The following is a 12,965-nucleotide window of genomic DNA, read 5'->3' as shown; positions in this document are numbered from 1 at the left end:
CACGTTCTAAAGCACATGATGCTTTTGCTGGTATCAGGGCTCAATTGTGGGAAGTGTTATGGCGGCATCAGATTTCTCCAGGAAGTTATCGACATTGAGCGCCTGCCATTCGGGCCAGCACCGATTTTTTATCCGCAAAACTTTACTGTTGTTGAATTGGCTCCCTCCGTTTTGCAAGTTACCTTTCGGTTAATTACATTATTGCCTGCAACGGATGATGCCAGCTATTTCCTGCGCAGCTCTTTATGGCGTTTAGCGGGTGGCGAATGGAAAATGATTTTCCATCAAGGCACGCATACTGATGCGTTTGAAAAAGCCTGATATTTGTATTTAATCATTCGGTTTTAAGAAAATATTAAAAGGATTTGAATGACGAATTTACAGCCAGCGCTTGTTACGCGCCGAATTGTTGCCATCGGTGGTGGTGGGTTTTTATTGGATGATGCACGCCTCTTGCAAGAATCTTATTTGATCTCTCTGTGCCGCAAATCTGCTCCGCGCGTTTTGTTTTTAGGCACGGCATCCGGTGATGCCGAACGGGCGCAATTAATGTTTTACAAGGCGTTTTCATCATTGGGTTGCCAGCCGTCCAGCCTGTCATTCTTTCCGTTTGATATGCGGCGTGATTATGCACAGGAAGTGCTGGAAGCAGATTTGATTTATGTGGGGGGCGGCAATACGGTTGCCATGTTGGCGGTGTGGCGCGAGTTTGGCTTAGATGCAGCGCTACGCCAAGCCTACGCGGCGGGCACGGTATTGGCGGGGATCAGCGCGGGGGCGAATTGTTGGTTTGAGCAGTACATTACGGATAGCGTGCCGGGTGGTGGAATACGCGGTGGCCTGGGGCTGTTAGCCGCTACGTTTTGCCCTCATCTGGATAGCGAAGCTTGGCGTCAGCCGCTGCTGGCCAGTGTAACTGGCATGGCCGTGGGCGCGGGTGAAAATGTCTGTGTGCTATTTGAGAATGAGCAATTTAGCGAAGCCGTACATTCGGCCGATTCGATGCAAAGCACGGTGATGTGCGAGAGCAGCGAAGCGGGCGGGATTGTTCCTCGTTTTTTGATGCAAGAGAAACCTGAAATAAACCATGGTTGATTGGGCGATTTATCGGCGGTCAATTCAGATCTGAAACCAGCATAATCACCTGTGTGCTTGTACTACTTATGGCTTACTTTTACTTGAAAAGGGTATGACTTAAATGTACGCCGTTCTGCCCCCCGAAGACTTCAGGCTCTTAATCTTTCCTCAGAAGCCTGGCGCAAAGCCGGCGCGCTGTATTGTATGGCTGCATGGAATAGGGGAGCGTGGGGATGACCTTTCTTTGGTCTCCAGGTATGGTCTTCCTGCTGCACTTAAAGAAGGCCGTCTTACTGTTAACGCGGATGTGATTTGCCCTCAGCTGGAGGCCGGGCGGGCCTGGTCTGCTGAGCGCCTTGCTCATCTTATGGCCGGGCTTGGCAAACAATACGAGGCAAGCGCATTGCTTGGCTACAGCCTTGGTGCGGATGGGGTTTGCCAATTGCTTGCTCAGCTTGGTTCACAGGCGGGCATTCATATTGCGATTGCTCCAGGCGCATCCGTACCGATTGTTGCCAGCCAGGCGGCTACAAGGTTTCTTGTTATTTCGGGGGAAGACGATCCCTGGCTGGATGCAGAGGCTTTTTTGCAGGCTGTGCGGGCAAGCGGTGGCGAAGCTGATAGCGCTGTAATGCAGGGGGAGGGGCATTTCATCTCCGAATCGGCCCTTACTCACCCGAAACTAGTTACTGCACTTGCATCTGTTGGTATTGCCTGGCGCTGAAATGGAAGTTATCCACTGATTAATTGTATTCTTTTGAGGTTTTGAATGGCGGGTTATGCATGCGGCTAATTCGCCCTTCAGGGCTTTTAGGGCCTTCATGAATCCTGCACATCTAACACCAATTGCTGTTCCATTTGCCGATGAAACGATAAAGGTTACAAGTTTGTTCTGGAGCGATACTGAGGCCACTCAGATTGTAGTGGCCTCAAAACGTACAGGTCGTAGCTTTGTTGTCGAGTTTCAGTCAGTTGAAGGGTTAAGGATGCTTGATGAGCTTGATCTTGCTTCGGTATGGGTCAACGCAGCCAGCCAAACACTTGCGTCGACCTGGCTTTTCAAAGTAAATGCTGGTGGCTGGCTGGAGCTTGAGAGTACTCGAGATGACTTTTACACTCAGCATCAGGAAAACCAACCTTACGAATTTTTGATTGGTGGATACCTGGAGTGCGTATCTGTTCTTTCGTTGTTGCCTCCAGTCATTCAAGAGCGTACATGACATAAAAAAGTCAGGACAAAACTATGGAAGCATTTCCACCTTTAGTGCAAGTAATGTCGAAGTTAAATGCTCTGGGGGTTTCTTTGCCAGATGGTCCAGTTTTTATAGATGGCTATGGCGATTCGCCGGAGCTGTCTGTTGCTGCCTGGTGGGGTTTTAAACATCGGGCGATGTTCCATCGCTATTTTGATTAAGGGTTTGATCTATGCATGTCGTCATTCTTATTTTTCAGGGCATGCAAGGCTGTTAAACGCAAGCCAGGCTTAGCTCGCCAGCTGCTTCAAACTTATCCTGCGAAACAGCGCCATCAGCGATAGTGCCGCGCAGGTGAGGGCGGCGACCAGCGCAATCCAGTAGCCCTGCACCCCGTGGCCTGGCAGGGTGGAGGTGCCGAAGGTGAGCAAATAGCCCAGCGGAATGCCGATCACCCAAAAGGCGGTGAGGTGAATCAGCATGGGGCCGCGGGTGGATTTGTAGCCGCGCAATACGCCTGCCACTACCACTTGCGTGGCGTCGGAAAACTGAAAGAAGCCTGCCAGCACCAGCAACTGGCTGGCCAGCATCAGCACAACGGTATCGCTGGTATAAAAGCCCGCGATAAAGCGCGAGGCAAAAATCATGGTGGTGCCGGTTAACAGGGCAATGCACAGGCCCATGCGGATGCCGCTCTGGCCAATAAAACGCGCCGCTTTATAATCCCCCGCACCAATCGCATGGCCTACCCGCACGGTGAGTGCGGTGCCCAGCGCCATCGGCACCATAAAGGTGAGCGAGGAGAAATTCAGCGTGATCTGATGTGCGGCTACGGTAACAGTGCCAAGGCTGGCAATTAGCAGGCCAATCAGGCTAAACGCGCTGACTTCTACAAAAAACATCATGCCAATGGGCAGGCCCAGCTTGATAAGTTGCTTTTGAGCATGCCAGTCAATGCTTTGCCATGCGCGAAATGGATGAGTGTTTTTATAGACGTGCGAGTAGCGAATCCATGCTGCCAATAGTAAAAAATTAGCCCATACACAAAAAGCCGTGGCCCAGCCGCAGCCTACGCCGCCCATGGCTGGAAAGCCCCAGTGGCCATAGATCAGCACCCAGTTGCAGGGGATATTCAGCAGCAGGCAGAAGATGGAAATCACCATCATGGGCTTGGTTTGATTCAGTGCTGCGCTATAGCTGTATAAAACGCGGTAACAGGCAAAAGCCGGTAAGCCCCAGCTGACGGCTTTTAAGAATTCACCCGCTTTATGTGCAACGATGGCTTCAAGGCCCAGATGATTAAAAATCGGCAATAAAAAGCGAATTAAAATCAGGCCAATTAAGGCGAGGATGAGGGCTTGCACCAGCGCTTGCTGGGTTAGATTTGGGATGGGCTTGAGATCATTTGCGCCAATTTTTTGCGCCACCAGCGGGCTGATCGCCAGCAAAAAGCCCATCAGCGTCACCATCATCGTTACCCAGATGGACGAGCCAACCGATACCGCTGCCAGATCGCCTGCTGAAACATGGCCTGCCATTACGGCATCAATAAAGGCTGTGCCTGTGGTGGCGAGTTGCCCAATTGCAATGGGCCATGCAAGGTGCCAGGTGGCGCGGATATCGGTGAGTCGGGTGGTGGCCATAGTGATCTACAGTTTTTTACTTGCTTGCCGCAGATCGAGTCCAACAGACTGCTATTTACGCAAACAAAATGGATTGATGGGTTCGTATTCTGCAAGTAAATCGGGATATCGCCGGCTGAACATCAGCGCATCTTGTAAATTTAAATTCAAAATAACAATGCTGCCATTGGCCAGATTCTCGGTGCGAAAGCCTAAGCTGGTGGCTGCTGCAAAGGCCTTGGATAGTGCCAGTGGCGAGGTATTGCGTTTGGCATTGAGGCGCAGCCAGCTTTGAGTTTTCCAGCGCAGTGCCGGGTGGAGTTCGCGGGTGGCTCGGGTTAATTCCGGGGCTAAGCAGTCGTACATGGCAGCATTCCTAATTCACAAAGTGGGAAGCTGGTCGCAAGGGTTTTTGAAGTCAGATGCGGCCAACGCTTTAGCGATATTTCCCCAGGTTTTGTACTGCCAACCTGAGCGCGCCTCGCAAGTTGTCGATTAATAGGCGCGTAAAACAAAAAAACCCGCAACGCGGGTTACGCTGCTTTAGCTGCATTTATAAAGCGCCCGCAAGCTGGCAAATTCAACTCGGCGCTGTGTAGTTCATTTTGGCGGCGAGCGGCTTAGCTGTCAAGCAGCTTTACTCTGGATTTTTTGAATCTAACATCAGCGTGATCGGGCCGTCATTAATCAGCGCAACTTGCATATCTGCACCAAAGATTCCTGTAGGAATTGGTTTGGCGCTCAGCTCTGCCAGCTTTGCCACAAAGGCATCAAACAGCGGCTGAGAGATTTCTCCCCTGGCAGCTCTGCCCCAGGATGGCCGGTTGCCTTTGTTGTATGAGCCAAATAGCGTGAATTGCGAAACGGCGAGTATTTCACCATGGCAATCCAGCACCGAGCGGTTCATTACCCCTGCTTCATCTTCAAAAATGCGCAAATTGCATATTTTTTTGGCGGTCCAGTTTAAATCGGCTTCAGTGTCGCTATTTTCAATGCCAACCAGCAGCAATAATCCTGCAGATATTTGCCCGCAGATTTCGCCTTCCACGGCCACACTGGCCTGCTTTACTCTTTGAATTAAAACACGCATTACTTTCCCCCGGAAGCAGTGATATTACATGGGCTTTGAAATTTCTTAAGCGCAAATATTGCCTGCTGACATTCCTATTGGCGCTGGCTTTTGTTCGGCAGAGTCCTAATTTACATTTTTTGAAAAATGAGAAACAGAGCCTAGTAAAGGGGCTGAATATTCAGTATTCTGGTTTATTTTACCGCTAGGGATATAACCATGAAAAAAGTAGGTCTGGTTGGCTGGCGCGGCATGGTGGGTTCTGTCCTCATGCAACGCATGCAGGAAGAAAAAGATTTTGACGTGATTGACCCGGTTTTCTTTACTACTTCGCAAGCGGGTCAGCCCGCCCCGAATTTTGGTAAAGATGCGGGCACACTGAAAAACGCCAACGATATCGCAGAGCTGTCGGCGATGGACGTGATTATTTCGTGCCAGGGCGGTGATTACACTTCAGAAATTTTCCCAAAACTGCGCGCTGCAGGCTGGGATGGCTACTGGATCGACGCGGCTTCTACCCTGCGTATGGAAGAAAACGCCGTGATCGTGCTGGACCCGGTTAACGATGATCTGATTCGCTCATCCTTAGCTAAAGGCGTTAAAAACTATATCGGCGGCAACTGTACCAATTCCATCATGCTGATGGGTATGGGCGGCTTGTTTAAAGCAGGTTTGGTGGATTGGGTCAGCTCAATGACTTACCAGGCAGCTTCTGGTGGCGGCGCAAATCATATGCGCGAGCTGATTAAGGGCATGGGCGTGGTGTACGGCTCGGTTGCCGATGAATTGGCTACTCCTGCTTCGGCGATTTTAGAGATCGATCGTAAAGTTGCAGAAACAATCCGCAGCGATGTGCCTGTAGAATTCTTTGGTGCCCCCCTGGCTGGCGGTCTGATCCCATGGATTGATGCTCAGCTGGATAACGGCCAGACTAAGGAAGAATGGAAAGGCCAGGCAGAGGTAAACAAAATCCTTGGTAATGCAGCGCCAATCCCGGTTGATGGCCTCTGTGTGCGTATCGGCGCAATGCGCTGCCACAGCCTTGCCTTAACGATTAAGCTGAAAAAAGACCTGCCGCTAAGTGAAATTGAAGCGCTGATTCAATCTGGCAACCAGTGGGTGAAATGGGTGCCAAATGATCGTGCGGTTACAGTGAAAGAGCTGACCCCGGCTTCTATCACCGGCAAAATGGACATCGGCGTAGGCCGTGTGCGTAAGCTCAATATGGGCCCGGAATACATCAGCGCATTTGTGATTGGTGATCAGCTGCTCTGGGGCGCTGCCGAGCCATTACGCCGTATGTTGCGGATTTTGTTGGGGTAATTGTTTGGGTGATATAAGTTAGGACGGGTGCAAGCAGCCACTGTGATTACGAGTTAATGGCTGCTTGCACTTAATAAGTGCTAAGCAATTTTTTTGCATTCGCAAACCGCAAAAATACGAAATAACCACGCTTTACGCATAGGGTTTAAACATCCCCTTGAAACACGCCGAAGCGAGGAACAAGCGGGGCGGGGTTTCGGCGAGGATGTTTGAGCGAGTGAAGCGAGTGAGTCCCGCAGCCGCCGACTCGATTGTCCGCAGAAGAGGGGCCTTCGTGTTTCGTGGGGTGGCCTTCTTTCGCTTCCTTTCTTGGCCACACAAGAAAGGAAGGTCCGGCGGGACGCCCGCACCTAAAGCAATGTGCCGAAGGCACTAAAAAGTCTTTTGTATTTTGCTTGGCTCTCACTTAGCTGCTCCGCCCTACATTTAGTAAATCGTATTTTTTTGCTACCACTAAAAAATTGAGCACCTCAGTGCTCTATTTTTTTGCCTGTTATGGCAGATGTTAAAGAAATCTGCCTCTGTTACTTAACAGAAGCTTGCACGATAATGCTCAGCTATCCGCATCTGCGAGTTTCTATGCTTACCGATTTGATTCTACTGCTACCTCTCGCTTTTACCGCTGGCTTAATTGACGCTGCAGTCGGGGGAGGGGGACTGGTGACGATTCCCGGGCTGTTTGCCATTTTGCCGCGTGAAGTTCCGGCCGCGCTGTTTGGGACCAATAAGTTATCCGCCATGATGGGCACTGCTTCAGCTGCTGTTCGCTATGCGCGGCGCGTTAAGTTGCCTTGGAATATCTTACTGCCCGCTGCTGCCGCAGCCTTTGTTGGCTCCTATCTGGGGGCGCGTTCCTTGCACTTCCTGCCCTTACATTGGGTACGCCCAATGGTGATCGGTTTGCTTGCCATTATGCTGGTTTACACCTGGCTTAAGCCTTCTTTCGGACAAGAAGATACCGAGCGGCAGCTGACCCGCCGTGATCTTTATATCGGGCTGTTAATTGGCTTGGTGATTGGTTTTTACGATGGTTTTTTTGGGCCAGGCACCGGCTCATTTCTGATTTTTCTGTTTGTGCGTTTATTTCACTTCGATTTTTTGCGCGCTTCGGCATCGGCCAAGGTGGTTAATCTGGCGACGAATCTGGCGGCTTTAGTATTTTTTATTCCTGCCAAAATGGTGATCTGGGGCTATGCCATTCCAATGGGAGTTGCCAATATTGCTGGTGCTCAGGTGGGAAGCAGAATGGCACTAAAAGGCGGTAACGTCTGGGTTCGTCGTTTATTTTTGATTTTGTCGGTTACGCTGATTTCTAAGTTGGTATGGGATACGGTTAAAGCGATGTGATTGCTGGCTTCGCATGAAGCAGTGTTAAATCTTTAGCCACAGAGAACATAGAGGGCACAGAGTTTCACAGAGGAAACGTTGGATTTAATGGTTTTCTCTGTGGGCTCTGTGGCCTCGTTTTACTCTGTGGTTCAAGGTGTAGCTCAATAAACCACTCTGAAATGCTTACTAATTGAGGCTAAGGATGAATTATTGGTTGATGAAATCAGAGCCGGATGATGTGTCGATTGATGATCTGGCGGCGCGCCCTGATCAGACTGTAGGCTGGTATGGTGTGCGCAATTATCAGGCGCGCAATTTTATGCGTGATGAGATGCAGCTGGGGGATCAGGTGTTTTTTTATCATTCCAGCTGCAAAGAGCCGGGCATTGCTGGCCTTGCTACCGTCTGCCGCATGGCTTATCCCGATCCTACGCAGTTTGACCCTAAATCTAAGTACTTTGACGCTAAATCAACGCCAGACAAACCACGCTGGCTGCAGGTTGACGTGCGTTTCGTGCAAAAAACACGCTTATTGAGCTTAAATCAGCTGCGTAGTTTTCCTGAACTTTGCGAGATGGTGCTATTGCAAAAAGGCTCGCGCCTTTCCATTACCCCGGTTTCTGATGCCGATGCGGCCTTTATTCTGGGCAAACTATGCTGACCGCAATTCTGGCTTACCTCGGTGTTGGTTTGATTGCCGGGTTTTTAGCGGGCCTGCTTGGGGTAGGGGGAGGGCTGGTGATTGTGCCGGCATTGCTCTACGTGTTTGCCTTGCTGGGCTTGCCGCCTGAACATCATCAGCATCTGGCCCTGGGCACGTCGATGGCGACGATTGTGTTTACCGGCATTGCCAGTCTGAAAGCCCACCATGCCCGTGGTGCTGTGCGCTGGCCGGTGGTGAAAAGGATTACGCCAGGGATTTTGCTCGGTACTTTTGCGGGCGCACAGCTGGCCGCGTTTGTCCCCGGCTTGGCTTTAAAGTGGTTTTTTGTGTTGTTTGCCTATCTGGTTGCGGTACAGATGCTCTTGGATTTTAAGCCTAAGCCATCCAGAGCCTTGCCCGGCAAAGGTGGCATGACTGCGGTGGGGACTTCCATTGGCTTGGTTTCCAGCTGGGTAGGTATAGGTGGCGGCTCTTTATCCGTGCCGTTTATGACGTTGTGCAATGTGCCGGTAAAAGAGGCCATAGGCACTTCGGCCGCGATTGGTTTACCGATTGCGCTCGCCGGGGCGCTGGGCTATGTGGTCAGCGGCTGGTCGGCCAGCTTGCCGCAGGGCGCTTTAGGCTTTGTCTATCTGCCAGCACTGGCGGGTATTGTGCTGGCCAGCTTCCCCATGGCTAAATTCGGGGCTGCTGCAGCGCACCGCCTGCCTGTGCCGGTGCTGAAAAAATGCTTCGCAACATTGCTGATTTTGCTGGCGGGCAAGATGCTGTGGAGTTTGTTGTAATAGCCACGCAGGGCGGCGCAACCCGCTGATCTTTGCGATATAACACAGGCGGGTTGCATCCGCCCTGCGATGATTCGAGTGGTTTTCTCTGTGTCTGCAGATCTTAGGGCTTTCACCCCAAACTCTAAATCACATAAAACAAGATGCTGATAAATTGGCAGAGGCTGCCACCCAGCACGAACAGATGCCAGATGCCATGTCCATGCGGGATACGGGTGTCGAGTACGTAAAACACAATCCCCAGTGTATAAACCACGCCACCCGCTGCCAGCCAGGTCATGCCCGCAGCGGGGAGGGCTGCCATTAAGGGCTTGATGGCAAAGATAATCAGCCAGCCCATCACGACATAAATCCCCAGTGATAAGGCGCGGGTGCGTTTACCCAGGATGTTTTCCTGCACGATGCCAAAGATGGCCAGAGCCCAGTTCACGCCAAAGATGGTCCAGCCCAGCGGGCCGCGCAGGGTGACGAGGGCAAAGGGCGTGTAGCTGCCTGCAATCAGCAGGTAAATGGCGCAGTGATCCAGCCGCTGAAAAACTGCCTTAGCCTGGCCTTTGAGCGAATGGTAAAGGGTAGAAATCACATATAGCAGCACCAGTGTGCTGCCATAGACGGCTACGCTGACGATTTTCCACGGGTCGCCCGTCATGCCCGCAAAGGTGAGCAGCACAATCAGCCCGCTGATTGCGAGTGCTGCCCCGATAAGGTGGCTCCAGCTGTTGAAGCGCTCTCCCTGATACATAGTTGTCCTTTAGATGTGTGCCACTGGCCGAGGATAACGGCAATGGGGGCGGAGTGCATGGTACAAATGCCAAGTGAATGAGGTCGGTTTTTATTACAGAGGAATGCAGAGTGATTGCTTTGCTGCTGGGGCTTGTCTGTAAATATTTTGCTTCATTATGATTTTATTACGTTAATGTGTTGATTTTATGATAGATTTGCCGCCCTTTTGGATTATGTGTGCACTCGCCGGTTTATGCTGATGTCGTCTTCTGTAAATACAGCTTCATTTAAAAAAATTGCTAAGCAATTGGCCTATATTCTGGGCCCTGTGCTTCTGTTGCTGCTTGGCCGGTTTTTTGTGGATCAGAATTGGAACACTCAGCGGCTCTTGTTTTCTGGTCTGTTGTTTGCATTTCTGGCGCTTTTGTTAAACCGCTGGGCTGCTGCGGTAGCTGCGGTCAGTTTAGAGGGGCTGTTATGCCAGGCCAGCTGGCTGAAAGAAGGTCAAACGGGCGAGCCGCTGCTGGCCCGTGATTTGTTTGAAGTGTCACAGGGTGTGTCTTTAGCCAGTTATTTAAACTGGGAAATGATTGCTTTTACACTGCTGGTGGCGTGTGCAGTGGGTTTGGGTATCTGGAAAAGGCCTCGTTTTGCATGGTGGCGGCTGGTTCTGGCCTTACTTTTACCCGGGCTTTTATTAACGCGTATATTTGATCATGGTGTGCTTAATAAAACCACAAGCAGTCTTTTGGCCGAGCATTTTAATGCCAGTTATCTTTCATATAATTTTATCCAGAATACCCGTCAGAACGGCCTCTTAGTCCACCTTTACCAAACGGCTGAAAGTGTAAAGCTGCCCGCCGCCGGGCCGCATTCTTTTTATAAGCTGGGCTCGCTTAAAACTCAGGAGGCCATTGAGCCGGATGTGGCGCTGATTTTGTGCGAGGCGTGTTTTACCAGCCTGAATGATGAGCGCTTTATCACACCGATCGCGCGTTTAAAGCAAAAGGGCTTTAGCGCCAGCATGATGCTCAGCCCCGTTTACGGCGGCGGTACGGCAGAGGCCGAGTTTGAAATGCTTACTGGTTTATCGTCAGCAGTATTGCCGGGTATTGATTATCAGAATTATGCCAGCAGCTATCGTGAGGATGCAGCAACGCTGGTTTCCCGCTACAAAGATGCGGGCTACCGAACGATTGGTATGCATAATTTTCATGGTAATTTCTGGAAGCGGCGCGATGTTTACCCCAGCTTTGGTTTTAGCTCTACACGCTTTGTAGAAGAAATGTCTTGGAAAACCAGAACCTGGCCAACGGACGATCTTTTATACGACGCGGCGCTCAAAGCCTATGCGGAAGGCCCGGCTAAGAGCAAAACCATGCTGTCTTTAGTGACAGTGATGACACACGGCAACTACACAGACAGGGATTATGACGGTGGTTTGGGCGATTACAATCAGCGCCTGGATGCCGCAGTCAAACACTTGGAAAAATTTGTAAAACAGCTTGAGGCGCAGGCTAAAAAGCGCAAACGCCCGCTGGTAATTGCATTAATTGGCGATCATAAGCCTTCTTTAACCGCGGCGTTTTATCGTAAAGGCGTGTTTGACGATCACTTCTTCCGCAGTAAAGGCGATCGCAACGATAAATTTCGCTTTGCCTATAAATTAACGCCGCAGCAATGGCGAACACGTGCGGAAGTGCCTTTGTTTATCAAAGCCAGCACGCCTGATATAGCGGCCAGTATGGCAAGCAATCTGGCCGATAAGCCGATGTTTTGTCTGCCAGGAGAGTTAGCGCAGTTGCTGCCTGAGCAAGATCCATTCTGGGGGGCATTATCTGCGCTTTGTGCCAGAGAGCCAGATCAGCTTGTGCCCGCTCAGCAAGTGGAGTGGCGCAAGGTGTTTGAGCCTGCATTATTTGCAGAGCGCTTGTTTTAAGCCTCTTCGCTGGCGGCCTCTACACTCAGCAGTGCCTCGTAATACACTTTGAAATAGTGATTTGCATTGATGCCGCATGCAACCAGCAGCCTGGCATCCGGGCACTGTGCAGATTCGCTGGCAATGGCGAGGTTTAAAAATGGCGCGTAGGGCCCCGTGCCGTGCAGCAAAGCCGCGCAGACGGCCTCCGGCAGCTTAAGCAGCCCGACAATCTGTGAAAGAGGCCGGTGGATCAGCTGCTCAAGCACAGAAAACAGGCCCAGCAAATACAGGTGATCTTTTTCCTGAGGCCAGCGCTGGCTGCCAAGACGCTCGGTCAGCTCGGCACGTAATAAGGCGTATTCCAGCAAGCCTGGGTTGGGTTTTTCCTGGCCAGGTAAAGAAAACAGCAGCAAAGATAACCAGCGGTATAAACGCTCTCTGCCTATGGTTACCAGGGCCTGGTCCAGCGTGTCGATTTTTTTATTGCGTGCTTCTGCTGCAGAATTTGCCTGCGCCAGCACCCTGAATGAGAGCAGCGGATCGGTTTTAAGCGAGACTGCAATTTCGCTATTACTGGCGTCTTGCCGCAGCAAATTCAGTAAATCCATAATTCTTAAAAAACCTGCTTCGACAGGCCCCTCTTGCCAGGTGCTCTGATGAAACAGTCTGCCTGCTGCATAGGCAATATTCAGCTGCTGGCAAAGCTGAAATTCATCGTGCCATGCCAGATCAAGCATCAGCATGGGTTTTTCTAAGCCTTGCACATGAATGCGCCTTGCCAGTCTTTCGATATCCGGGGCCAGCTTGCCATTCACAGAAAAAGCCAGCCATTGCGCCTGGGCGATGATTTCGGATGACCAGGTTGCGGGCAGCTGAAGGGCGAGGCCAATGCCTGCTTTCTGCAGCTTTTGTAAGGCGGCAAGTCCACGGTCCGGCAGGGCTGTATTGGTGTTCAGCAGCAGCATATTGCCTTGAGCTGCCAGCTGAGCCAGCTCGGGTTGCAGCAGGCTGCCGGCAGAGATTTCTAAGAGGCGCAGGCGTTTTTTGCTCATCGTTGTGCCAAGCCGCACGGCGTGGCGGATGAGTTCTCCTTCTTCAAGCAGAATCTGTGCAAGGCTTTCTTTATTTTGTGCCCGCCTGCGCAGCAGGCTGCCCACGATCTTGCCGCTGTTATCAATAATATTAACGTGCTGCAGCTGCAAAGTAATCGCTGGTCCCTGATGTGCGGGGTTCACAGGGGGAGCCGGTGGTGCTGGTTT

15 protein-coding genes are annotated in these 12,965 nt (G+C 51.2%); 10 read left to right on the top strand and 5 right to left on the bottom strand.

Features of this window, described 5'->3' with window-relative positions; all coding sequences use genetic code 11:
* Nucleotides 1-15: 15 nt before the first annotated feature.
* The 5 genes from HA050_RS14645 to HA050_RS14625 all read left to right on the top strand — a co-directional run bounded on the left by HA050_RS14645 (nt 16) and on the right by HA050_RS14625 (nt 2,491).
* Nucleotides 16-321: a hypothetical protein gene (locus tag HA050_RS14645; protein WP_166827618.1), complete on the top strand. Its 306-nt coding sequence runs from the start codon at nt 16-18 to the stop codon at nt 319-321.
* Nucleotides 322-369: 48 nt separating this feature from the next.
* Entirely contained in the window at nt 370-1,095 is a 726-nt protein-coding gene (locus tag HA050_RS14640) for a Type 1 glutamine amidotransferase-like domain-containing protein (protein WP_166827615.1), read from the top strand.
* A 103-nt stretch (nt 1,096-1,198) separates the two neighbouring features.
* Nucleotides 1,199-1,801, top strand: coding sequence for an alpha/beta hydrolase (locus HA050_RS14635; protein ID WP_166827612.1), 603 nt, complete (start codon nt 1,199-1,201; stop codon nt 1,799-1,801).
* Nucleotides 1,802-1,898: 97 nt separating this feature from the next.
* Entirely contained in the window at nt 1,899-2,297 is a 399-nt protein-coding gene (locus HA050_RS14630) for a hypothetical protein (RefSeq protein ID WP_166827609.1), read from the top strand.
* A gap of 23 nt (nt 2,298-2,320) precedes the next feature.
* Nucleotides 2,321-2,491: a hypothetical protein gene (locus HA050_RS14625; protein ID WP_166827606.1), complete on the top strand. Its 171-nt coding sequence runs from the start codon at nt 2,321-2,323 to the stop codon at nt 2,489-2,491.
* Nucleotides 2,492-2,560: 69 nt separating this feature from the next.
* On the opposite strand, the gene HA050_RS14620 is transcribed toward HA050_RS14625, so the two are convergent.
* The 3 genes from HA050_RS14620 to dtd form a co-directional block, all read right to left on the bottom strand.
* Nucleotides 2,561-3,913 (bottom strand): MATE family efflux transporter, encoded by a 1,353-nt coding sequence (locus HA050_RS14620; RefSeq protein WP_166827602.1) that lies wholly within the window; start codon nt 3,911-3,913, stop codon nt 2,561-2,563.
* 51 nt (nt 3,914-3,964) lie between these two features.
* Nucleotides 3,965-4,258 carry a hypothetical protein gene (locus HA050_RS14615; RefSeq protein WP_115228741.1) on the bottom strand — a complete coding sequence of 98 codons (294 nt, stop codon included), beginning with the start codon at nt 4,256-4,258 and terminating at the stop codon, nt 3,965-3,967.
* A gap of 271 nt (nt 4,259-4,529) precedes the next feature.
* Nucleotides 4,530-4,982 (bottom strand): D-aminoacyl-tRNA deacylase, encoded by a 453-nt coding sequence (gene dtd / locus HA050_RS14610; protein WP_166827599.1) that lies wholly within the window; start codon nt 4,980-4,982, stop codon nt 4,530-4,532.
* Nucleotides 4,983-5,180: 198 nt separating this feature from the next.
* Between dtd and asd the strand changes: the two genes are divergently transcribed.
* The 4 genes from asd to HA050_RS14590 all read left to right on the top strand — a co-directional run bounded on the left by asd (nt 5,181) and on the right by HA050_RS14590 (nt 9,062).
* Nucleotides 5,181-6,284, top strand: coding sequence for an aspartate-semialdehyde dehydrogenase (gene asd / locus HA050_RS14605; RefSeq protein ID WP_205836445.1), 1,104 nt, complete (start codon nt 5,181-5,183; stop codon nt 6,282-6,284).
* 549 nt (nt 6,285-6,833) lie between these two features.
* Nucleotides 6,834-7,631 carry a sulfite exporter TauE/SafE family protein gene (locus tag HA050_RS14600; RefSeq protein ID WP_240929081.1) on the top strand — a complete coding sequence of 266 codons (798 nt, stop codon included), beginning with the start codon at nt 6,834-6,836 and terminating at the stop codon, nt 7,629-7,631.
* 184 nt (nt 7,632-7,815) lie between these two features.
* Nucleotides 7,816-8,274, top strand: a complete 459-nt coding sequence (locus tag HA050_RS14595) for an EVE domain-containing protein (RefSeq protein WP_166827596.1) — start codon at nt 7,816-7,818, stop codon at nt 8,272-8,274.
* The gene (locus tag HA050_RS14590; RefSeq protein ID WP_166827593.1) at nt 8,268-9,062 is read left to right on the top strand and encodes a sulfite exporter TauE/SafE family protein; all 795 of its coding nucleotides are present in this window, start codon (nt 8,268-8,270) and stop codon (nt 9,060-9,062) included. The genes HA050_RS14595 and HA050_RS14590 overlap by 7 nt, the downstream gene beginning before the upstream one ends.
* A gap of 124 nt (nt 9,063-9,186) precedes the next feature.
* Here HA050_RS14590 and trhA read toward each other — a convergent pair whose 3' ends face one another.
* Nucleotides 9,187-9,804, bottom strand: coding sequence for a PAQR family membrane homeostasis protein TrhA (gene trhA, locus HA050_RS14585; protein WP_166827590.1), 618 nt, complete (start codon nt 9,802-9,804; stop codon nt 9,187-9,189).
* A gap of 240 nt (nt 9,805-10,044) precedes the next feature.
* Here trhA and HA050_RS14580 point away from each other — a divergent pair, with 240 nt between their 5' ends.
* The gene (locus HA050_RS14580; RefSeq protein WP_166827587.1) at nt 10,045-11,724 is read left to right on the top strand and encodes an LTA synthase family protein; all 1,680 of its coding nucleotides are present in this window, start codon (nt 10,045-10,047) and stop codon (nt 11,722-11,724) included.
* Here the strand turns inward: HA050_RS14580 and HA050_RS22485 are convergent.
* On the bottom strand, nt 11,721-12,941 hold the full coding sequence (locus HA050_RS22485; protein ID WP_166827585.1) for an EAL and HDOD domain-containing protein: 1,221 nt from the start codon (nt 12,939-12,941) through the stop codon (nt 11,721-11,723). The two genes, HA050_RS14580 and HA050_RS22485, sit on opposite strands and share 4 nt — an antisense overlap.
* Nucleotides 12,942-12,965: the final 24 nt, after the last annotated feature.

Origin of the sequence: Iodobacter violaceini, assembly GCF_011601265.1 — a bacterium.
GTDB classification, from domain to species: domain Bacteria; phylum Pseudomonadota; class Gammaproteobacteria; order Burkholderiales; family Chitinibacteraceae; genus Iodobacter; species Iodobacter violaceini.
This window is presented reverse-complemented; position numbering and strand designations above follow the sequence as displayed.

Bases quoted from the DNA above. Each gene is read 5' to 3' on its own strand.
- HA050_RS14645 (WP_166827618.1), top strand. From the start codon at position 16: ATGATGCTTTTGCTGGTATCAGGGCTCAATTGTGGGAAGTGTTATGGC.
- HA050_RS14640 (WP_166827615.1), top strand. From the start codon at position 370: ATGACGAATTTACAGCCAGCGCTTGTTACGCGCCGAATTGTTGCCATC.
- HA050_RS14635 (WP_166827612.1), top strand. From the start codon at position 1,199: ATGTACGCCGTTCTGCCCCCCGAAGACTTCAGGCTCTTAATCTTTCCT.
- HA050_RS14630 (WP_166827609.1), top strand. From the start codon at position 1,899: ATGAATCCTGCACATCTAACACCAATTGCTGTTCCATTTGCCGATGAA.
- HA050_RS14625 (WP_166827606.1), top strand. From the start codon at position 2,321: ATGGAAGCATTTCCACCTTTAGTGCAAGTAATGTCGAAGTTAAATGCT.
- HA050_RS14620 (WP_166827602.1), bottom strand. From the start codon at position 3,913: ATGGCCACCACCCGACTCACCGATATCCGCGCCACCTGGCACCTTGCA.
- HA050_RS14615 (WP_115228741.1), bottom strand. From the start codon at position 4,258: ATGTACGACTGCTTAGCCCCGGAATTAACCCGAGCCACCCGCGAACTC.
- dtd (WP_166827599.1), bottom strand. From the start codon at position 4,982: ATGCGTGTTTTAATTCAAAGAGTAAAGCAGGCCAGTGTGGCCGTGGAA.
- asd (WP_205836445.1), top strand. From the start codon at position 5,181: ATGAAAAAAGTAGGTCTGGTTGGCTGGCGCGGCATGGTGGGTTCTGTC.
- HA050_RS14600 (WP_240929081.1), top strand. From the start codon at position 6,834: ATGCTCAGCTATCCGCATCTGCGAGTTTCTATGCTTACCGATTTGATT.
- HA050_RS14595 (WP_166827596.1), top strand. From the start codon at position 7,816: ATGAATTATTGGTTGATGAAATCAGAGCCGGATGATGTGTCGATTGAT.
- HA050_RS14590 (WP_166827593.1), top strand. From the start codon at position 8,268: ATGCTGACCGCAATTCTGGCTTACCTCGGTGTTGGTTTGATTGCCGGG.
- trhA (WP_166827590.1), bottom strand. From the start codon at position 9,804: ATGTATCAGGGAGAGCGCTTCAACAGCTGGAGCCACCTTATCGGGGCA.
- HA050_RS14580 (WP_166827587.1), top strand. From the start codon at position 10,045: ATGTCGTCTTCTGTAAATACAGCTTCATTTAAAAAAATTGCTAAGCAA.